The organism is Arsenicicoccus sp. UBA6765 (genome assembly GCF_002453335.1).
GTDB lineage: Bacteria > Actinomycetota > Actinomycetes > Actinomycetales > Dermatophilaceae > Arsenicicoccus > Arsenicicoccus bolidensis.
The window spans coordinates 165,054-185,478 of record NZ_DKGR01000063.1; the positions used below are offsets into that span (position 1 = coordinate 165,054).

The 20,425-nt window shown below is 71.9% G+C and carries 16 protein-coding genes and 1 pseudogene; 2 read left to right on the forward strand and 15 right to left on the reverse strand.

The window, feature by feature from the left end:
- On the forward strand, positions 1 to 591 hold the full coding sequence (locus B4K29_RS17740) for a PadR family transcriptional regulator (protein ID WP_029212967.1): 591 nt from the start codon (positions 1 to 3) through the stop codon (positions 589 to 591).
- 327 nt (positions 592 to 918) lie between these two features.
- Here the strand turns inward: B4K29_RS17740 and B4K29_RS17745 are convergent, their stop codons facing one another.
- From B4K29_RS17745 to B4K29_RS17795, 11 genes and pseudogenes are all read right to left on the reverse strand, one after another.
- A complete protein-coding gene (locus B4K29_RS17745; RefSeq protein WP_286958119.1) occupies positions 919 to 2,745 on the reverse strand; it encodes an ABC-F family ATP-binding cassette domain-containing protein in 1,827 nt (608 codons plus the stop codon).
- 7 nt (positions 2,746 to 2,752) lie between these two features.
- Entirely contained in the window at positions 2,753 to 3,706 is a 954-nt protein-coding gene (locus tag B4K29_RS17750) for a 4-(cytidine 5'-diphospho)-2-C-methyl-D-erythritol kinase (RefSeq protein WP_286958116.1), read from the reverse strand.
- 48 nt (positions 3,707 to 3,754) lie between these two features.
- Entirely contained in the window at positions 3,755 to 4,633 is an 879-nt protein-coding gene (gene rsmA / locus B4K29_RS17755; RefSeq protein WP_286958111.1) for a 16S rRNA (adenine(1518)-N(6)/adenine(1519)-N(6))-dimethyltransferase RsmA, read from the reverse strand.
- The gene (locus B4K29_RS17760) at positions 4,630 to 5,499 is read right to left on the reverse strand and encodes a TatD family hydrolase (RefSeq protein ID WP_286958107.1); all 870 of its coding nucleotides are present in this window, start codon (positions 5,497 to 5,499) and stop codon (positions 4,630 to 4,632) included. The genes rsmA and B4K29_RS17760 overlap by 4 nt, the downstream gene beginning before the upstream one ends.
- Entirely contained in the window at positions 5,496 to 7,412 is a 1,917-nt protein-coding gene (metG, locus tag B4K29_RS17765; RefSeq protein ID WP_286958105.1) for a methionine--tRNA ligase, read from the reverse strand. Before metG ends, B4K29_RS17760 begins: the two co-directional genes overlap by 4 nt.
- Positions 7,413 to 7,496: 84 nt before the next feature.
- Entirely contained in the window at positions 7,497 to 7,967 is a 471-nt protein-coding gene (gene aroQ, locus B4K29_RS17770) for a type II 3-dehydroquinate dehydratase (RefSeq protein WP_034253086.1), read from the reverse strand.
- Positions 7,968 to 8,387: 420 nt separating this feature from the next.
- Complete coding sequence (locus B4K29_RS17775) at positions 8,388 to 9,131, reverse strand: succinate dehydrogenase/fumarate reductase iron-sulfur subunit (RefSeq protein WP_029211868.1); 744 nt, start codon at positions 9,129 to 9,131, stop codon at positions 8,388 to 8,390.
- Positions 9,128 to 11,125 carry a fumarate reductase/succinate dehydrogenase flavoprotein subunit gene (locus B4K29_RS17780; RefSeq protein WP_029211869.1) on the reverse strand — a complete coding sequence of 666 codons (1,998 nt, stop codon included), beginning with the start codon at positions 11,123 to 11,125 and terminating at the stop codon, positions 9,128 to 9,130. The genes B4K29_RS17775 and B4K29_RS17780 overlap by 4 nt, the downstream gene beginning before the upstream one ends.
- Positions 11,126 to 11,138: 13 nt before the next feature.
- Entirely contained in the window at positions 11,139 to 11,870 is a 732-nt protein-coding gene (locus B4K29_RS17785; RefSeq protein ID WP_286958091.1) for a succinate dehydrogenase cytochrome b subunit, read from the reverse strand.
- A gap of 183 nt (positions 11,871 to 12,053) precedes the next feature.
- Positions 12,054 to 12,917: pseudogene (gene rsmI / locus B4K29_RS17790) on the reverse strand (16S rRNA (cytidine(1402)-2'-O)-methyltransferase); the annotation flags it as partial.
- Positions 12,914 to 13,885, reverse strand: a complete 972-nt coding sequence (locus B4K29_RS17795) for a cation diffusion facilitator family transporter (RefSeq protein ID WP_286968392.1) — start codon at positions 13,883 to 13,885, stop codon at positions 12,914 to 12,916. The pseudogene rsmI and the gene B4K29_RS17795, both read right to left, overlap by 4 nt.
- 31 nt (positions 13,886 to 13,916) lie before the next feature.
- On the opposite strand from B4K29_RS17795, the gene B4K29_RS17800 reads away from it, so the two are divergent.
- Complete coding sequence (locus B4K29_RS17800; RefSeq protein WP_376786841.1) at positions 13,917 to 15,500, forward strand: dolichyl-phosphate-mannose--protein mannosyltransferase; 1,584 nt, start codon at positions 13,917 to 13,919, stop codon at positions 15,498 to 15,500.
- Between the two features lie 51 nt (positions 15,501 to 15,551).
- On the opposite strand, the gene B4K29_RS17805 is transcribed toward B4K29_RS17800, so the two are convergent.
- The 4 genes from B4K29_RS17805 to B4K29_RS17820 all read right to left on the reverse strand — a co-directional run bounded on the left by B4K29_RS17805 (position 15,552) and on the right by B4K29_RS17820 (position 20,324).
- Positions 15,552 to 17,363 (reverse strand): PH domain-containing protein, encoded by a 1,812-nt coding sequence (locus B4K29_RS17805; RefSeq protein WP_286968395.1) that lies wholly within the window; start codon positions 17,361 to 17,363, stop codon positions 15,552 to 15,554.
- Positions 17,360 to 17,878 carry a PH domain-containing protein gene (locus B4K29_RS17810; RefSeq protein ID WP_286968396.1) on the reverse strand — a complete coding sequence of 173 codons (519 nt, stop codon included), beginning with the start codon at positions 17,876 to 17,878 and terminating at the stop codon, positions 17,360 to 17,362. The genes B4K29_RS17805 and B4K29_RS17810 overlap by 4 nt, the downstream gene beginning before the upstream one ends.
- Positions 17,879 to 17,984: 106 nt before the next feature.
- Complete coding sequence (glpK, locus tag B4K29_RS17815) at positions 17,985 to 19,520, reverse strand: glycerol kinase GlpK (RefSeq protein WP_286959163.1); 1,536 nt, start codon at positions 19,518 to 19,520, stop codon at positions 17,985 to 17,987.
- 45 nt (positions 19,521 to 19,565) lie between these two features.
- Positions 19,566 to 20,324, reverse strand: coding sequence for an MIP/aquaporin family protein (locus B4K29_RS17820; protein ID WP_051274127.1), 759 nt, complete (start codon positions 20,322 to 20,324; stop codon positions 19,566 to 19,568).
- Positions 20,325 to 20,425 lie beyond the last annotated feature (101 nt).

The window sequence follows — 20,425 nt, forward strand, 5'->3', positions numbered from 1 at the left end:
ATGAGTGGACGTACGGACAAGACCTCCGACCTCGGGCATGCGCTGCTGGGGCTGCTCGCGCGGCGCGAGGCGACCGGCTACGACCTCAGCGCGCGGCTGGCCGCACCGCTCGGCTACTTCTGGACGGCCAGCCACAGCCAGGTCTATCCCGAGCTGGCGCGCCTCGAGGCGGCCGGTCTCGTGACGCACGAGGAGATCCCCGGGCGGGGACCGCGACCGACCAAGCGGTATGCCGTGACCGCGGCCGGGCGATCCGCGCTCGCCGCCTGGGTGGTCACCGACCCCGGCGAGCAGGCGGATCGCGACGTGCTGGTGCTGCGGGCGTACTCGCTCTGGCTCGCCGACCCCGCCGCCGCCGCGGCCATGCTGCGGGGCCTGCGCGAGCGCCACGCCGCGCGGCTCGAGGAGTACCTCCAGCACGAGCGCGAGATCCGGGCCGAGGGAGGCGAGATCGCCTGGGACGACCCGCGCTTCGCGGCGCTGGCGAGGGTGAGGGCGGGCATCGGCTACGAGCGCCACCGTCTCGCCTGGGTGGACTGGGTGGTGTCCGCCCTGACGACCGGCCACGCCCCCACGGACGACGCGAACTGAGCTCCCAGCTCACAAAGCGCCGCCCACGCGCGCTCCGGACGACCGTTCGTGAGCTCCCAGCTCACAAAGTGCCGCCCACGCGCGCTCCGGACGACCGTTCGTGAGCTCCCAGCTCACAAAGTGCCGCCCACGCGCCCTCCGGACGACCGTTCGTGAGCTCCCAGCTCACAAAGTGCCGCCCACGCACCCTCCGGACGACCGTTCGTGAGCTCCCAGCTCACAAATCGCCGCCCGCGCACCTCCGGACGACCCGAACTGAGCTCCCAGCTCACGAACGCTGACGCGTGGACGGGCGGGATCCCCGCGCCGGTGGTGGAGGGGTGGTGGTCAGTCGGCGATCTCGGCGGCCTCGAGCCAGGCCATCTCGAGCTCCTCGCGCTGGTCGACGACCTCGCGCAGCCGGATGTCGAGCTCACGCACCGCTGACGCGTCGGTGGCGCGGGCCACCATGTCGTCGTGGAGCCGGGTCTGCTCGGACTCGAGCCGCGCGATCTGGCGCTCGAGGCGGCCCATCTCCTTGCGCGCCTCGCGGACCTCGGCGGCGGAGTAGGCCGACCCGCCGCCGCCGTCGTGGGAGACCGCGCCCGTCGGGGTCGCCGGGTTGGCCGGTCCCCGCGAGCGGGCGGCCTGCTGGGCGGCATACAGCTCAAGGTATTGCTCGACGCCGCCGGGCAGCTCACGGAGGCGACCGTCGCCGAGCAGCGCGATCTGCTGGTCGCACATGCGCTCCAGCAGGTAGCGGTCGTGGGAGACGACGAGCAGGGTGCCGGCCCAGCCGTCGAGGACGTCCTCCAGGGACTGGAGGGTCTCGATGTCGAGGTCGTTGGTGGGCTCGTCGAGGAGCAGGACGTTGGGCTCGGCCATGAGCAGGCGCAGCAGCTGCAGGCGGCGGCGCTCGCCTCCGGACAGGGAGGCGACGCGGGTCTGCTGGCGCTGACCGGTGAAGCCGAGCTGCTTGGCGAGAGACGAGGCGCTGACCTCCTTGCCGCCGAGCATCGTGAACTTCTTGACGTCCTCGATCGCCTCGATGACCCGCCAGTCGGCGAACCGCTCGAGCTCGCGCACCTCCTGGGACAGGAAGGCCATCGCGACGGTCTTGCCCTGCTTGCGGCGTCCCGCGTCCAGGGGCAGGTCGCCGGTGACGACGCGCAGCAGGGTCGACTTGCCGGCGCCGTTGACGCCGACGATGCCGATGCGGTCGCCCGGTCCGAGGCGCCAGGTCACGTCGTCGAGGATCTGCTTGTCCCCCAGCCGGACCGACGCGTCCTCGAGGTCGATGACGTCCTTGCCGAGCCGTGTCGTGGCGAAGCGCATGAGGGAGACGTCGTCGCGGGGCGGCGGCTCGTTCTCGATCAGCTGGTTGGCCGCCTCGATCCGGAAGCGCGGCTTGGAGGTGCGGGCCGGCGCACCGCGGCGCAGCCAGGCCAGCTCCTTGCGGAGCAGGTTGTTGCGGCGCTCCTCGGTGACGGCGGCGACGCGCGAGCGCTCGGCCTTGGCGAGGACGAAGGCCGCGTAGCCACCCTCGTAGGCGTTGACGGTGCCGTCGACGACCTCCCACGTGTCGGTGGCCACGGCGTCGAGGAACCACCGGTCGTGGGTGATGGTGACGAGCGCGCTGTCGGCGCGGGTGCGACGGGTCGACAGGTGTCGGGCGAGCCAGGCGACGCCCTCGACGTCGAGGTGGTTGGTCGGCTCGTCCAGCATGAGCAGGTCGGGGTCGGCGACGAGCAGGGCGGCCAGGGCCAGGCGGCGACGCTCGCCACCGGACATCGGGCCGACGATCGCGTCCAGGCCACCGACGTTGGTCGCCGCGACGCCGCCGAGCAGCCCGTCGAGGACGTCCCGGACGCGCGCGTCGCCCGCCCACTCGTGCTCGGCCAGGCCCCCGAGCACGGCCTCGCGCACGGTGTGCGTCGGGTCCAGGGTGTCGTCCTGGCTCAGCATCCCGACGGTCAGGCCACCGGTGTGGGCCACCCGACCGTCGTCGACGGGCAGACGTCCGGCGAGCACCTTGAGCAGGGTGGACTTGCCGCCGCCGTTGCGGCCGACGATGCCGATGCGCGTGCCGGAGCTGACGCCGAGGGACACGTCGTCGAGGACGAGCGTCGTGCCGAGCGCGAGGGTCGCGTGCTCGACGGAGACGAGGTTGGCCACCTGCTGGTCACTGCTCCTTGCCGGGGTGGATGAGTCGGGCACCGGGGACCGGGCCCTGGGCGCGGCGCACGTCGGAGGCCACGCCCGACGCGGTCAGCGCGACGGCCAGGTCGAGCGCGTGCTCGTGCGAGGCCGCGAGGAAGGCGCAGGTCGGGCCGCTGCCGCTGACGATGCCGCCGAGGGCGCCGCACTCCTGGCCGATGGCGAGGGTGTCGACGAGGCGGGGCTGCAGGGACAGCGCGGCCTCCTGCAGGTCGTTGTGCATGGCCTGGCCAACGGCCTCGGCGTCGCCGGAGAGCAGCGCGGTCATCATCGCGGTGGAGACCTCCGGCTCGGGCTGCTGCTGAGCCGGCGCTGACGCGTCCTCGCCCCGCTCGGCGCGCAGCCGATCGAGCTCGGCGAACACCCGCGGCGTGGAGAGTCCCTCGTCGCTGAACGCGAAGACCCAGTGATAGCTGCCGCGCGCCATGGCCGGCGCCAGCTCGTCGCCGCGCCCCGTGCCGATGGCCGTGCCCCCGAGGACCGAGAACGGCACGTCCGCCCCGAGACCGGCGGCCAGCCGGTGCAGCTCGGTGCGGCTGAGGCCCACGCCCCACAGCGCGTCGGCGGCGACGAGGGCCGCGGCGCCGTCGGCCGACCCGCCCGCCATACCCCCGGCCACCGGGATGTCCTTGGCGATCGAGATGGCGACGGGCCCCGCCACGGGGTGCCCCTCGCCGACCGCGATGACGGCGCGCCAGGCGAGGTTGGACTCGTCGGTGGGCACGTGCTCGGCGTCGCGCCCGGCCACGGTCAGCGAGCAGCGCCGGGCGCGGCGGACGGTGACGTCGTCATACAGGTTCACGGCCTGAAAGACCGTCGCGAGGGCGTGGTAGCCCGAGGCGTCGCGCGGACCGACCAGCAGCTCGAGGTTGACCTTGGCTGCGGCGCGCACGGTGACGGCTTCGGGCAGGGACGGCATGTCTCGCACCCTACCCACACCCGGGCCGGACGCGCAGGTGACGGCGGATCACGCGGGGACCGTGCGGGCGGCCGCCGCGACGCGGGTGAATGCCTCGATGTCGAGCGCCTCGCCGCGGGCCTGGGGGTCGACGCCGGCGGCGCGCAGGATCGCCTCGGAGCGTGCCGTGGAGCCGGCCCACCCGCCGAGGGCCGCGCGCAGCGTCTTGCGGCGCTGCAGGAAGGCCGCGTCGATCACGCGGAACACGTCCCTGCGCTCGGGCTGGTCGCCCTCGATGACCGGCGTCGGGCGGCGGACCAGCTCGACCAGGCCGCTGTCGACATTGGGGGCGGGCCAGAAGACCGTGCGGCCGACGGTGCCGACGAGGCGGACGTCGGCGTACCAGGACGCCTTGAGCGAGGGGACGCCGAAGGTCTTGGACCCCGGCCCGGCCGCGAGACGCTCGGCGACCTCGAGCTGCACCATGACGAGCACGCGCTCGAGCGTCGGGAAGGCCTCGAGGAAGCTCAGGACCACGGGCACCGACACGTTGTAGGGCAGGTTGGCCACGAGCGCCGTCGGCTGCGGGTCGGGCAGCGACCGGACCGTGAGGGCGTCGGCCTGCACCAGCGAGAGCTTGTGCGCGACAGCGGGGTTGGTGGCGGCGACGGTGTCCGGCAGGGCCGCGGCGAGCGCCGGGTCGACCTCGATCGCGACGACCTGGCGCACCTCGGGCAGCAGCGCGAGGGTCAGCGACCCGAGGCCCGGCCCGACCTCGACGACGACGTCGTCCGGCCCCACCCCGGCGAGCCGCACGATGCGCCGGACGGTGTTGGCGTCGAGCACGAAGTTCTGGCCCCACTGCTTGGTGGGGCGCACCCCGAGCCGGGTGGCGAGCTCGCGGATCTGGACCGGCCCGAGCAGGCCGGAGGCGGGGGCGTCGGTCACGACCAGCCTCCGTAGATGCGCTCGGCGTTGTCCGACACGGCGCGGCACAGGGTCGGCACGTCGACGTTGAGCGTGGTCGCCATCGAGCGGAGCGTGACCGGGACGAGGTAGGGCGCGTTGGTCGCGCCGCGGTGCGGGTGCGGCGTGAGGTAGGGCGCGTCGGTCTCGACCAGCACCTGCGACAGCGGCACGATCGACAGGGCGTCGCGCAGCGACTTGGCGGACTTGAAGGTCACGGTGCCCGCGAACGACAGGTAGTAGCCGCGCTCGACGCACTCGCGCGCCATCGTGATGTCGCCGGAGAAGCAGTGCATCACCGTCACCGGCGGTGCGCCCTCCTCGGCGAGGATCCGCAGCACGTCCTCGTGGCTGTCGCGGTCGTGGATCTGCAGCGCCTTGCCGAGCCGCTTGGCGAGATCGATGTGCCAGCGGAAGGACTCGTGCTGCACGCCCTGCCCCTCCGGGCCCGTGCGGAAGTAGTCGAGACCCGTCTCGCCCACCACCCGCACCCGCGGGTGCTGAGCCAGTCGCTCGATCTCGGCGTATGCCGAAGCCAGGTCGCCCCGCGCCGCGAGGGGCGGGACCTCGTTGGGGTGCAGCGCGACGCCACCGATGACCGCGGGGTGGGTCACCGCGGTCTCGACCGTCCAGCGCGCCGCCGCGAGGTCGCACCCGATCTGCACGAGGCGGTCGACGCCGACGCTGCGCGCCTGGCGGATCACCTCGGTGAGGTCGGGGCGGTCACCGCCGTCGCGGGCGATGTCGACGTGGGTGTGGTTGTCGACGACGGGCAGCGGCAGCGGGTCGGGCAGGGGCGGCGGGGCGCCGCGGTCCTGCCCGGCGCCGTGGCCGCTGCCGTCCGTCATGCCTGGGCCCCGCCCTGCGCCGGGGCGGCCGCGACGTCACCGGTCGCGTCGGCGGCGGTCGTGTCGGCGCCGGAGGCGCCCGTCATACGGGCCATCTCCTCCTCGACCACGCAGGGGTCGAGCTTGACGAAGACCGGGGTGGGCTTGGCCACCGGGGCGCCGACCGTGACAGGACGCCGCTCCCAGCGCGGGGTCGAGGAGTACTCGCCCGTGATGATCGGGTAGACGCGGAGCTCGTCGGAGGCGATCGAGGGGTCGACCGCCGCCGTGGTGACCGGCCCGAGGTCCTCGACGTGCTCGATCCGCGGCATGGGCATGAACTCGCCCTCGCCGCCGAAGGTCGCCCACACGCGGTTGGACGCGTGCGGCAGGAACGGCGCGAGGATCGTGTTGCAGTCGTGGACGCACTGGGCCAGCGTGTGCAGGACGGTCCCGAGGCGCTCGCGCTGGTCCTCGCCCTTGAGCTTGAACGGCTCGGTCCGCGAGACATAGGTGTTGACCTCGCCGACGATCCGCATGGCCTCGGCGATGCCGGCCTTCTGGCGGTGGTGGGCGATGAGGTCCCCGACCGTGTCGAACCCGCGCGCGACCTCGTCGAGGATGTCCTGGTCGACCGGCTCCAGCGGCCCCGGCGCCGGGATCTCGCCGAAGCTCTTGGCGATCATGCTGGCCGTGCGGTTGACCAGGTTGCCCCAGCCGGCGACGAGCTCGGAGTTGGTGCGCTGCACGAACTCCGCCCAGGTGAAGTCGCTGTCCTGGTTCTCCGGGCCGGCGGCGCAGATGAAGTAGCGCAGCGCGTCCGGCTGGTAGCGGCTGAGCATGTCCCCGACGTAGATCACGACGCCGCGCGAGGACGAGAACTGCTTGCCCTCCATCGTCATGAACTCGCTGGCGACGACCTCGGTGGGGAGGGTGGGGGTGCCGAACACGCCGGGCTCGCCGCCCTTGGCGCCCCGACCGGCGTAGGCCAGCAGCTCGGCCGGCCAGATCTGGGAGTGGAAGGTGATGTTGTCCTTGCCCTGGAAGTAGTAGGAGCGGGCGTCGGACTCCTCGCTCCACCACTCGCGCCAGCGCTCCTCGTCGCCCACGCGCCGCGCCCACTCGATGCTCGCCGACAGGTAGCCGATGACCGCGTCGAACCAGACGTAGAGCCGCTTGGTGCGCTGGTCGCGCCAGCCGTCCAGCGGCACCGGGATGCCCCAGTCGATGTCGCGCGTCATCGCGCGGGGACGGACGTCCTTGAGGAGGTTCTGGGAGAACTTGATGACGTTGGGGCGCCAGGTGCCGGTCGCCTCGCGGTCGTCGAGCCAGACCTTGAGCGCCTCGGCCAGCGACGGCAGGTCGAGGAAGAAGTGCTGCGTCTCCACGAACTGCGGCGTCTCGCCGTTGATCTTGGACCGCGGGTCGATCAGCTCGGTCGGGTCGAGCTGGTTGCCGCAGTTGTCGCACTGGTCGCCCCGCGCGTCGGGGAAGCCGCAGATCGGGCAGGTGCCCTCGACGTAGCGGTCGGGCAGGGTGCGGCCCGTGCTCGGGGAGATCGCGCCCTTGGTGGTCTCCTCGACCATGTAGCCGTTGGCGTGGCAGACGCGGAACAGCTCCTGCACGACGGAGTAGTGGTTGCGCGTCGTGGTGCGGGTGAACAGGTCGTAGGACAGGCCCAGGTCGACGAGGTCCTGCACGATGACCGCGTTGTTCTTGTCGGCCAGCTCCTGCGCCGTGACCCCGGCGTTGTCGGCGGCCACCAGGATCGGGGTGCCGTGCTCGTCGGTGCCGGACACCATCAGCACGTCGTGGCCCGCCATCCGCATGTAGCGGCTGAAGACGTCGGAGGGGACACCGAAGCCCGCGACGTGACCGATGTGACGGGGGCCGTTGGCGTACGGCCAGGCAACTGCTGACAGGACCTTGCTCATGAGGCACGAGTCTAGTGGTCGCGCCGGTGCCGCTCTCACCGTCGCCCGCTGGTCAGGACCCATGCGTGGGGCCGGGGCGGGACGTCATACGGGCTGGTCGGTCTGATCCCCGGCCAGCCGGGCGACCAGGTCGATCGCCTCCTCGTAGCCCGCGATCCCGTGGCCGGCGATCTGCGCGGCGGCGACCTGCTCGACGTAGGAGTGGTGGCGGAACTCCTCGCGCGCGTGGATGTCGCTGATGTGCACCTCGATGACCGGCGCCTCGACCGTCTCGAGGGCGTCGCGCAGGGCCACGCTCGTGTGGGTGTAGCCGCCCGCGTTGATGATCAGCCCGATGCAGCTCGTGCGGAGCTCGTGGACCCAGTCGATGAGGACGCCCTCGTGGTTGGACTGGCGGCAGTCGGCGACCAGGCCGTATGACGCTGCCCGCTCCTCGCACCGCCGCTCGACGTCGGCGAGGGTGTCGCGGCCGTAGACCTCGGGGTTGCGGGTGCCGAGGAGGTTGAGGTTGGGGCCGTTGAGCACCGCGACGACGGACCTGCCCGAGGTAGTCACGTCAGCCTGGGGTGCGAAGGCCGGTCGATGTGACTGCCTCGGGTAGGTCTGGTCCATGGGCGCAACCGTAGTCCGCCGAGCGGCAGCCGGCACGAGCGGGCGAGGGGCGAGGGGCGAGGGCGCGCCGCACGTGCTGCCCTGCGGGTCGGGTTGTGCACCGGCCAGGACGGCCTGCGCCAGCGGTGTCGACCGTCGTCCGTGGCGCCGCACCTCCCCGGTGGGTCCGGCCGGTGTCCGTGGTGAGCTGCAGCATGCCACGGGCGCTGGCGGCTGCCACCGGCGCTCGCGGGCGCCACCGGCGCCGGAACGCCGACGGCCCGCCGCTCCCCCGGCAGGGGGAGGACGGGCCGTCGGGCGTGTGCCGTCCCGGTGGCTACCGGGGGGACGACGCACGCGGTGGTGCGGGCGAGGCGCGCGTGGTCAGCGCTTGCCGCCCTTGCTCTTGCGGAAGTCCGCGTTGAGCGTCGAGATGACGTCCTGCGGGATCTCCTTGGGACAGGCCGCGGAGCACTCGCCGATGTTGGTGCAGCCGCCGAAGCCCTCGGCGTCGTGCTGCTTGACCATCGCGGCGACGCGGGACCAGCGCTCGGGCTGGCCCTGCGGCAGCTCGCCGAGGTGCGTGACCTTGGCGCCCATGAAGAGCATGCCGGAGGCGTTGGGGCAGGCCGCGACGCAGGCGCCGCACCCGATGCACGCCGCCGCCTCGAACGCCCGGTCGGCCTTGCGCTTCTGGACCGGCACCGAGTGGGCCTCGGGGGCCGACCCGGTGTTGGCGCCGATGAAGCCGCCCGCCTGGATGATCCGGTCGAACGCCGAGCGGTCCACGACGAGGTCGCGGATCACGGGGAAGGCCGTGGCGCGCCACGGCTCGACCGTCAGCTCGGCGCCGTCGGAGAAGGACCGCATGTGCAGCTGGCAGGAGGTGGTGACCTCCGGGCCGTGGGGCTGGCCGTTGATGACCACGCCGCACTGCCCGCAGATGCCCTCGCGACAGTCGCTGTCGAAGGCAACCGGCTCCTCGCCGGAGGCGATCAGGGTCTCGTTGAGCACGTCGAGCACCTCGAGGAAGGACATGTCCTCGGAGATGTCGTCGAGCTGATAGGTCGCCAGCGCGCCCTTGGCGGCGGGGCCCGCCTGGCGCCAGATCTTCAGGGTGATTCTCACTTGTAGCTCCGCTGCTTCAGCTCGATGAACTCGTACACGAGGTCTTCCTTGTGCAGGGTCGGGGCGCCGTCCTGGCCGCCCCACTCCCACGCGCCGACGTAGGCGAACTCGTCGTCGTGGCGCAGGGCCTCGCCCTCCTCGGTCTGCGACTCCTCGCGGAAGTGACCACCGCAGGACTCGCGCCGGTGCAGGGCGTCGATGCACATGAGCTCACCGAGCTCCAGGAAGTCGGCCACGCGGCCGGCCTTCTCGAGCTCCTGGTTGAGCCGGTCGCCCTCGCCGAGGACCCGCACGTCGCGCCAGAACTCGGCGCGCAGGTCGCGGATCATGCCGATGGCCTTCTTGAGGCCCTCCTCGGTGCGGGACATGCCGCAGTACTCCCACATGATCGAGCCCAGCGCGCGGTGGAAGGAGTCCACCGACCGCGTGCCGTTGATCGTGAGGAAGTGCTCGATGCGGTCCCTGACGGAGCGCTCGGCCTCGGCCACGGCGCTGTCGTCGGCGTCGACCTTGGGGAACGGGCCGGCCGCGAGGTAGTCGCGGATCGTGTTGGGCAGGACGAAGTAGCCGTCCGACAGGCCCTGCATGAGCGCCGAGGCGCCCAGGCGGTTGGCGCCGTGGTCGGAGAAGTTGGCCTCGCCGGCCACGAACAGGCCCGGGATGTTGGACTGCAGGTCGTAGTCGACCCACAGGCCACCCATCGTGTAGTGCACGGCCGGGTAGATGCGCATCGGCGTCTCGTAGGGGTTGTCCCCCGTGATCCGCGCGTACATGTCGAACAGGTTGCCGTACTTGGAGGACACCGCGTCCTGGCCCATGCGCGAGATCGCCTCGGCGAAGTCGAGGTAGACGCCGCGGCGCACCTGGCGCTCCTCGCCGTCCGGACCGACCTCGGCGATGGCCGGGCCCACGCCACGACCCTCGTCGCACATGTTCTTGGCCTGGCGGGAGGCGATGTCGCGAGGCACCAGGTTGCCGAAGGAGGGGTAGATCCGCTCCAGGTAGTAGTCGCGGTCCTCCTCGGGGATCTGGCGCGGGTCCTTGTCGCAGTCCTCGGCGCGCTTGGGCACCCAGATGCGGCCGTCGTTGCGCAGGGACTCCGACATCAGCGTCAGCTTGGACTGCTTGTCGCCGTGCTGCGGGATGCAGGTCGGGTGGATCTGCGTGTAGCAGGGGTTGGCGAACAGCGCGCCCTTGCGGTGCGCGCGCCAGGTCGCCGTGACGTTGCAGCCCATGGCGTTGGTCGACAGGAAGAAGACGTTGCCGTAGCCGCCGGAGGCCAGGACCACCGCGTCGGCCAGGTGGGTCTCGAGCTCGCCGGTGACCATGTCGCGGGCGATGATCCCGCGGGCGCGGCCGTCGACGACGATCAGCTCGACCATCTCGTGGCGGGTGAACTGCTTGACCGCGCCGGCGGCGACCTGACGCTCGAGCGCCTGGTAGGCGCCGATCAGCAGCTGCTGGCCGGTCTGGCCGCGGGCGTAGAAGGTGCGGGACACCTGCACGCCACCGAAGGAGCGGTTGTCCAGCAGGCCGCCGTACTCGCGGGCGAAGGGCACGCCCTGGGCCACGCACTGGTCGATGATGGCCGCCGACACCTCGGCCAGGCGGTAGACGTTGGACTCGCGGGAGCGGTAGTCACCACCCTTGACCGTGTCGTAGAAGAGGCGGTACACGGAGTCGCCGTCCTCCTTGTAGTTCTTGGCGGCGTTGATGCCACCCTGCGCGGCGATCGAGTGGGCCCGGCGCGGGCTGTCCTGGTAGCAGAACGCCTTGACGTTGTAGCCGGCCTCGCCGAGCGTGGCGGCGGCGGCGCCGCCGGCCAGGCCGGTGCCGACGATGATCACGTCGAGCTTGCGGCGGTTGGCCGGGTTGACGAGCTTGGTCTCGAACTTGTGGCGGGTCCAGCGCGACTCGATCGGGCCCTTGGGCGCCGCCGTGTCCTGGATCGGCTCGCCCTCGCGGTAGATGCCGTGGATCAGGTTGTCAGTCATGGGTCTTCAGGTCCTACTTCCCGATGATGCCGAGGACGATGGCCAGCGGCGGCACGGCGAACCCGACGGCGATCACCAGCGCGAGGGCGATCGCGACGAGGTTGGCGGTGCGGTTGGCCTTCTTGGTGTTGGTGCCGCCCAGCGTCTGGATCGAGCTGTAGATCCCGTGACGCAGGTGCATCCCCAGCGCGACCATGGCGAGGAGGTAGAGCAGCGTCATCCACCAGGTGCTGAACGCGGCGAACGTCAGCAGGAACGGGCTCTCGTGGCCACCGACCATGAGGTCGGCCTCGGAGTAGCCGCTGTTGACGTTGATCTTGGCGATCGTGAAGTGCAGCAGGTGCCAGACGATGAAGACGACGAGGGCCACGCCGCCCCAGCGCATCGTGCGGGACGCCAGCGTCGCGCGGACGGTGCGCTTGACGGCATACCGGTCCTTGCGCGCCGCGTGGGCCCGGCCGGTCAGCTGGATCGCGGCCCAGACGTGCGCCACGACGGCGACGAGCAGGGTGAGCCGGAGGATCCACAGGAAGCCCGAGTGCGGGAGGATCGGCATGAACATCGTGCGCAGGTGGTGCGCGTACTCGTCGAAGGCCGCCTGGCCCGCGAACAGCTTGAGGTTGCCGTACATGTGAAAGAGGACGAAGAACACGAGGAACAGACCCGAGATCGCCATGATGACCTTCATGGTGATGCTGCTGCGCCGCGACGTGTCCTGCCTCGCGGGAAGTGTCGAAGTAGCCACGGGTGAAACTTACCCCTTCGCCGCAGCACGGGCCCGACCGGGGCGCGCCCTGATAGAGCACGGATCGGGAACGATCGCGGTGCACGCTGCGTTGACGTCTCCCCTGCTTAGGGTGCCCTTCGTGACCCACCTCACCGAGGCCCCGGACGGCAGGTCTCGCCCCGTGGGACTACGGTCCGTATGCCGGGCGCGCAGCGCCTCGTCGTAGAGCGCCTTCTTGGCCGCGCCGGTCTGCGCGGCGACCGCGGTGCACGCGTCCTTGAGGCGCTCGCCGGCGGCCACGCGCTCGAGCACCAGCGCCACCGCGTCCTCGGCCCGCACGGCCACGGCCGGCGCGCCCTCGACGACCACGGTGATCTCGCCGCGCACCTCGCCGCGCGCCCACTCGACCAGCTCGTCGAGGGGGCCGCGGACGACCTCCTCGTAGGTCTTGGTCAGCTCGCGGCACACCGCCGCGCGCCGGTCGCCGCCGAAGGCCTCGGCCATGGCCGCGAGGCTGGCGTCGAGCCGGTGCGGGGCCTCGAAGAAGATCATCGTGCGGCGCTCGCCGACGAGCTCGGCCAGGTGACGGGCGCGCTCCCCGGCCTTGCGGGCGAGGAAGCCCTCGAAGCAGAACCGGTCGACGGGCAGCCCGGACACGGCCAGGGCCATCAGCACCGCGCTCGGTCCCGGCACGCAGGTCACGCGGACGTCCGCCTCGACCGCGGCCGCCACCAGCCGGTAGCCGGGGTCGGACACCGACGGCATGCCCGCGTCGGTCACCACGAGCACCCGCTCCCCCGCCTCGAGCCGGGCCAGCAGGTCGGGCGTGCGGGACGCCTCGTTGTGCTCGTGATAGCTGAGGACGGAACCGCGCGGCTGGACGCCGAGGGCCGTGCACAGGCGGTGCAGGCGGCGGGTGTCCTCCGCGGCCACGACGTCGGCGTCGGTCAGCTCGGCGGCCAGGCGCGGGGCGGCGTCGCGCGGGTCGCCGATCGGGGTGGCGGCGAGGACGAGCACCCCGTCCCCGGCGGAACCGCTGCGAGGGGAGGCGGCTGCGGGCGTCATACGAACCGCTCCCGCCCCAGGTCGGTCCGCCGCCCGGGCTCCTCGAGCAGCTCGGGCAGCTCCACCGGCATGCCGTCGTAGGACCGCGGGTCCTCGAGGGGCTCGAGGTGGATGACGACCCGCAGCTCGGGCATCGTCGCGCGCAGGCGCTGCTCGACGTCCTCGGTGAGGTCGTGGCCGCGCCGCACGGTCCAGTGGCCGGGCACGAGCAGGTGCAGCTCGGCGAACTCGTGGTGACCGGACTTGCGGGTGCGGAGTCCGTGGAAGTCGACCTCCTCGGACGCGAACGGCAGCAGGGCCGAGGCGATCTCGCGGTGCCGCTCCTCCGGCAGCGCCGTGTCCATCAGGCCGCCGACGGACTCGCGCAGCAGGCGCACCCCGGTCAGGACGATGTTGATGCCGACGAGGAAGGCGACGATCGGGTCCAGGCGCTGCCACCCCGTCAGGGCGACGAGCAGGACACCCGCCACCACCCCGACGGAGGTCCACACGTCGGTCAGCAGGTGCTGGCCGTCGGCGCGCAGGGTGATCGAGTCGTGCTTGCGACCGGCCCGCACCAGCACCATCGCCACGAGCCCGTTGATCACCGAGGCCACGACCGAGACGGCCAGGCCGACCCCGACGTTGTCGATCGGCTGCGGGTGCAGGAAGCGCTCGACCGCGGTCACGAGGATCACCGCGGCGGCGACGAAGATCATCAGGCCCTCGACGGCCGCCGAGAAGTACTCCGCCTTGGCGTGCCCGAAGTGGTGGTCGTCGTCGGCCGGCCGCCCCGCCACCGTGAGGGCGACGAGCGCGACCACGGCGGCGACGAGGTTGACGATGGACTCGGCGGCGTCCGACAGCAGACCCACGGAGCCGGTGAGCAACCAGGCTCCGGACTTGAGGGTGATGGTCGCGATGGCCGCTGCGATCGAGAGCCAGGCGAAACGACGGAGGTCGCGCGTGGGGTCGGCTGAAGGTGTCACGCATCGATCATCGCACCCTCGTGCACCTACGATGAGGCGCGTGACGCCACCGACCGACCTCGCCCTGCGGCTGCGGGAGCGACTCCTCGGCCGGCCGCTCACCGACACCCTCCGCGCCTGGCTGCTCATCGGCCTCGTCACCGTGGTCGGAGGCGTGCTGCGCTTCTGGGACGTCGGCCGTCCGCACGAGCTGATCTTCGACGAGACGTACTACGTCAAGGACGGGGTCGGCCTGCTCAAGGGCGGCGTGGAGCTGACGCCCAAGTCCTCGATCACCAGCCACGACGTGCCGTTCACCAACGGCACCACCGACGTCTTCGGCACCGCCGGCAACTTCGTCGTGCACCCGCCCCTCGGCAAGTGGTGCATCGCCCTCGGCGAGATGATCTTCGGCCCCACCAGCTCCTTCGGGTGGCGCTTCACCGTCGCGCTGATGGGCACCCTGTCGATCCTCATGATCGGGCTGGTCGCCCGCCGGATGTTCCGCTCCACCCTGCTCGGGGTGGTCGCGGCGATCCTGCTGGCCACCGAGGGCCACCACTTCGTGCACTCGCGGACCTCGCTGCTCGACATGATCCTGTCCTTCTGGGTGCTGGCGGCGTTCTGCGCGCTGGTGGCGGATCGCGAGCACTCCCGCCGCCGGCTCGCCGACCGGGCGGCCGCCCTGGTCGCCCAGGGGCGTGACGTCACCTACGGACGCATCGGCCTCGGCATACGGCCGTGGCGGCTCGTGGCCGCCCTCTGCCTCGGGCTGGCCATCGGGACCAAGTGGTCCGGCGGGTTCTACTTCGCGGCGTTCGGCCTGCTCACCGTCGCCTGGGACCTGTCGGCGCGGCGGGCGATCGGCGAGGTCAACTGGGCCCGCAACGGGATCCTCGTCGACGGGGTGACCGCGTTCTTCTCCATGACGACGATCATCGTCAGCACCTACCTCGCGGGCTGGACCGGCTGGCTCCGCAGCGACAACGGCTACGGCCGGCACTGGGCCGACACGCACCCCGCCGACCCGCTGTGGAGCTGGGTGCCCGGGGCGCTGCGCTCGCTGCTGCACTACCACCAGGACATGTTCACGTCGGCGCGCTCGATCACCGCCTCCCACCCCTACATGTCCAACCCCTGGTCGTGGCTCCTGCAGGGCCGACCGACGTCCTTCTACTGGCAGAACCCCAAGCGCGGCGAGCAGGGCTGCACCGTCGACTCCTGCGCCAAGGCGATCACGTCGGTCGGCACGCCCCTGCTGTGGTGGACGGCGGTCGCGGCCCTGGTCGTGCTGATCGTGATGTGGCTGCTGCGGCGCGACTGGCGGGCCGGCGCGATCGTCGTGTCGGTGGCGGCGGGCTACCTGCCGTGGTTCCTGTACCAGGACCGCACGATCTTCACGTTCTACGCCGTGGTGTTCGTGCCCTATCTCGTGCTGGCCGTGACCTATCTGCTGGGCCTCGTGATCGGGCGGCCGGAGGCCTCGGACGCGCGGCGGCGCACCGGCCTGACCGTCGCGGGGACCTTCGTGGCGCTGTGCGTGGCGTGCTTCGTGTTCTTCTGGCCGGTCTACACCGCCCAGGTGATCCCGTACGCCGACTGGCAGCTCCGCATGTGGTTCCCCTCCTGGATCTGACCTACCCCCGGTAGAGGCATCGACCGGCCTTCGTTCGCCAGGCTGATGCCTTTACCCCCGGCGGGTCTGGTCCAGGCCGAGCGGCAGCTCGTCCGTCACGATCTCCCACGCCCGGTCCGTCGGCACGTCCACCACGTCGTAGTGCTGCGACCCCGCCGCCGTCGCCGCCACCAGCGTCGCGACCCCCACCCGCCGCTGCCAGAAGGTCTCGCGCACCGTCCACCCGATGATGCCGTCGGCGTCGAGCGCGACCGTGCGCCGGTGCAGGCTGCCCATGCGCGTGACCAGCTGCCGCGGCTCGCCCGGCCGGCCGAGGACGGCGTGCCCCAGGTTGTGCCAGCGGTCCTCGGCGAGCCCGGGAGCCAGGAGCAGAGGTATGGCGAACGGGGCCACCCACCACCACGACCACCCCAGCCACAGCACCAGCACGAGCGACGGCAGGATCAGCGCGACGCCCGCCTGCAGGGCCCGGCTCCAGCGGCGGCGCCGAGCGGCCGGACCGTGGCTGCGCAGCGGGACGCCGAGCCGGTCCTCGCCCAGCAGCCGGGTCGCGAGCTCGTGCACGTCGCGGCGGGGCGCCGGGGGCAGCAGGCCGGAGCCCGAGCTCGAGCCGACGCCCTCGTCAGCCCCATCCCCGCCGATGCCGGTGGTCACGGCCTTGAGACTGGCGCCCCGGGCCGCCCGGATCAGCAGGCTCTCCCCCATGGCGACGCCCCGCAGCCGGCCGAGATCCAGCGTCGTCGACCGCACGGTGAGCAGGCCGCGCGTGATGTGCAGCCGGTCGCCCTCGCGCGTCACCGTGTGCCCCCAGTAGGCGAGGACGTAGGCCACCACCGCGCAGACCAGCACGAACACCACCGCCACGGCGGCCGCAGCCGCCACGAGCGCCACCACGCCGTAGCGCTCCGACGCGCTCGTCACCTGCGCCACGATCTCGTCGCTCAGCACCTGCCCGCTCAGCTGCCCGGCGAAGCCGATGATGGCCAGGGCGATCAGCAGCCCGCTGGTCGACAGCGGCGCGTAGCGCACCCACCGGGCGTCGAAGCGCGACAGCACCTCGGGCTCGGGCGCGACGGGCACGCCCTGGGTGCCGGGCAGCGCGTCGGGCGCTGACGGCACGCCGCCTGGCTCGCCATCGGTGACGTGAGTCGTCGTCCCGTCCGCCGTCGACCCTGCGGATGACGGTCCCGCGGCCCTGCCTCCCTCGACGGCCGCCCCGGCGGCAGCCGCCTCCGTCTCCTGGATCGAGCCGCGGTGCACCAGCAGCTCGGCGCGCAGCGTCGCGGCCTCGGCGGACGTCAGGCCGTCGAGGACCAGCGGCTTGCCCCCCGCCACCCCCGTGCCGACCCGCGCGGTCGACAGCCCGAGGATCCGGTGCAGCGGCGACGCCTGCAGGTCCACCGACCGCACCCGGTCGATGGGCACCGTGAGGGTCTCGCGCTTGAGCAGCCCCTTGCGCTGCTGCACGCGTCCGTCGGCGATGCGGTAGCGCGTGGTCGCCCAGGTGATGACGGCGATGAGGAGCACGAGGGCGCCGATGCCAAGGTTCCACCAATGGTTGCCGCCGTCGGACCGCGTGTTGCCGACGATCAAGGCCGGCAGCACGGCGGGGAGCAGCTCCTTGAGGCTGCGCAGCGGGTGGATCAGCAGCATCCGCGCGCTCAGCCGACGCCACGGGATCTCGGGCGGCCCGCCCTGCAGATCGGTCTCGGCGCGCTCGGTCTCGACGCGCTCGGTCTCGACGCGCTCGGTCGGCGTGCGCTCGACAGGCTCGGTCCGCTCGGTCGGCGTGCGCTCGACAGGCTCGGTCCGCTCGGTCGGCGTGCGCTCGACAGGCTCGGTCCGCTCGGTCGGGTCGCTCACGTCGCGTCCCCCGGCGTCTGGTCGGTGATGCGGGTCAGGTCGGCCACCACGCGCTCCGCCGTCGCCAGGTCCAGCCCCTCCAGCTCGACCGCCCCCGCGGAGGATGCCGTGGTCACCGTCACGGTGGCCAGCCCGAGCATCCGCGCGATCGGTCCGCGCTCGAGGTCGACGGTCTGCACCCGCGAGATGGGGGCGACGCGGCGTTCCTGCGTCCACCACCCCGTGCGAGTGAACACCGCGGTCGGGCTGCACTCCCAGCGGTGCACGGCGTAGCGCCAGCGCGGGACGACCACCATGTCGACGAGGGTGATCACCGCCAGCGCGACCAGTGCCCACGTCGACCAGGTGCGGCGCTCCTCGTCGAACCACCACCACGCGCCCACCGCCACCAGGAACGGCACCGATCCCAGCACCGAGTGGATCAGCCACAGCACCTTGGCCCGCGGGCTCGGCCGGTGCTCCGGCTCCCTCAGCGCGGCGGCCAGGTCGGTCGGTTCGTCGATCATCTCCCCCATGGGGCCACCCTGCCAGACACACCCCTCGTATGCCGGGAGGGCCCCACCGCCTCGTGGGGTGGGGCCCTCCCGGCATACGGCCGGAGCCGGATCGCGAGACGCTCGGTCAGCGCACGTCGTCGTCGACCCAGTCGAAGGTCCGGGTCACGGCCTTCTTCCACAGGCGATAGGTGCGCTCGCGCTCGTCCTCGTCGACCTGGGGCTCCCACCGCACGTCCTCGGCCCAGTTGTCGATGACGTCCTGCTCGCCGTCCCAGTAGCCCACGGCGATCCCGGCCGCGTAGGCCGCACCGAGGGCAGTCGTCTCCGACACCTGCGGCCGGACGACGGCCACGCCGAGCTGGTCGGCCTGGAACTGCATGAGGGTCTCGTTGGCCGTCATCCCGCCATCGACCTTGAGCTCGGTGAGCTCGATGTCGGCGTCTTTGGCGTCGGCAGCCATCGCCTCGGCGACCTCACGGGTCTGGAACGCCGTGGACTCGATCACGGCGCGGGCGATGTGCCCCTTGTTGACGTAGCGCGTCAGGCCCACGAGGGCGCCGCGGGCGTCGTCCTTCCAGTACGGCGCGAACAGCCCCGAGAACGCCGGGACGAAGTACGCGCCGCCGTTGTCGTCGACGGTGGTGGCGAGCGTCTCGATCTCGGCGGCATCCTTGATCAGCCCGAGGTTGTCACGGACCCACTGCACGAGCGAGCCGGCCACGGCGATCGACCCCTCGAGGGCGTAGACGGGCTTGTTGTCGCCGATCTTGTAGCAGACGGTGGTCAGCAGGCCGTTGCGCGAGTGGATGACCTCCTCGCCGGTGTTCATGAGCATGAAGCAGCCGGTGCCGTAGGTGTTCTTGGCCATGCCGCGCTCGAAGCACGCCTGCCCGAAGGTCGCCGCCTGCTGGTCCCCGAGGATGCCGGCGATCGGCACGCCGACGAGGAAGCCGCCCTCGCGACCCTCGCCGTAGACCTCCGAGGAGCTCTTGATCTCGGGGAGCATCGACATGGGGATGCCCATCTCGGCGCAGATGTCCTCGTTCCAGTCGAGGGTGTCGAGGTTCATCAGCATCGTGCGGCTGGCGTTGGTGACGTCGGTGACGTGGATGCCGCCCTCGACGCCGCCGGTCATGTTCCACACCACCCAGGAGTCGGTGGTGCCGAGCAGCAGGTCGCCGCGCTCGGCCTTGTCACGGGCGCCGTCGACGTTGTCGAGGATCCACCTGACCTTGGGCCCCGCGAAGTAGGTCGCCAGCGGCAGGCCGCACCGCTCCTTGAAGCGGTCGTCGTCGCCCTGGGCGAGCTCGTCGCAGATCTTGTCGGTGCGGGTGTCCTGCCAGACGATCGCGTTGTAGACGGGCTCGCCGGTGGTCTTGTCCCACACGACCGCCGTCTCGCGCTGGTTGGTGATGCCGACGGCGGCGATGTTGCTGCTGTTGATGTCCTTGGAGGCGGCGAGGCACTGGGCCACGGCCTGCCGGACGTTGCGCCAGATCTCCTTGGGGTCGTGCTCCACCCACCCGGCCCGGGGGAAGATCTGCTCGTGCTCGAGCTGGCCGGTGCTCACGATCTGGCCCGAGTGGTCGAAGAGGATGGCGCGCGAGCTGGTCGTGCCCTGGTCGATCGCCATGACGTACTTTTGGGTGTTGGGGCTCATGAGTTGTCCTTCACGTCCTTGTGAGTTGGGTTGACTGTATGTCGATCAGCCGACGAACGCCGTGGCGGCGACACCGGCGAGGACGCCGCCGAGCACGGGTCCGAGGATAGGGACCCAGGCATAGGCCCAGTCGCTGCCACCCTTGCCCTTGATCGGGAGCAGGGCGTGGGCGATGCGGGGGCCGAGGTCGCGGGCGGGGTTGATGGCGTAGCCGGTGGGCCCGCCGAGGCTCGCGCCGATGCCGATGACCAGCAGGGTGACGGGCAGCGGACCGAGCTGGGCGGGGTTCTGCCCGAAGGTGACGATGACGAAGACGAGCACGAAGGTCGCGATGACCTCGGTGATCAGGTTGTTGCCATAGCTGCGGATGGCCGGGCCGGTCGAGAAGATCGCGAGCTTGTCGCCGGCGGGGGCCTCCCGGTCGAAGTGGTCGCGATAGGCCAGCCATGCCAGGACCGCGCCGAGGAAGGCCCCGAGGACCTGCGCGGCGATGTAGACGAGCGCGGTCGTGGCGCCGGCCGGGACGCCGGGGGCGAAGTCGGCGCCGTTGGCCCACAGGCCGAGGGTCACCGCGGGGTTGAGGTGCCCGCCCGACTTGAAGGCGACGTAGACGCCGGCCATCACGCCGATGCCCCACCCGACGTTGATCATCAGGTTGCCGCCGCCCTTGCCCTTGGAGTCGGGCAGCAGGGCGTTGGCAACCACCCCCGCGCCGAGCACGATGAGGATCATCGTCCCCAGCAGCTCGTGGGCGAAGACCGTACCGAGCGGCACGGGCTCGGTGGGGGGTGCGGCGATCGCCATCTCGGAGAGGGCAGCGGTGAGCGAGATGGGCATGGGTGACTCCTTGGTGAACGTCGTTGTCCTGCAGTCGCCCCGGCCGGGACGGTGATGGCGCCCGGGGG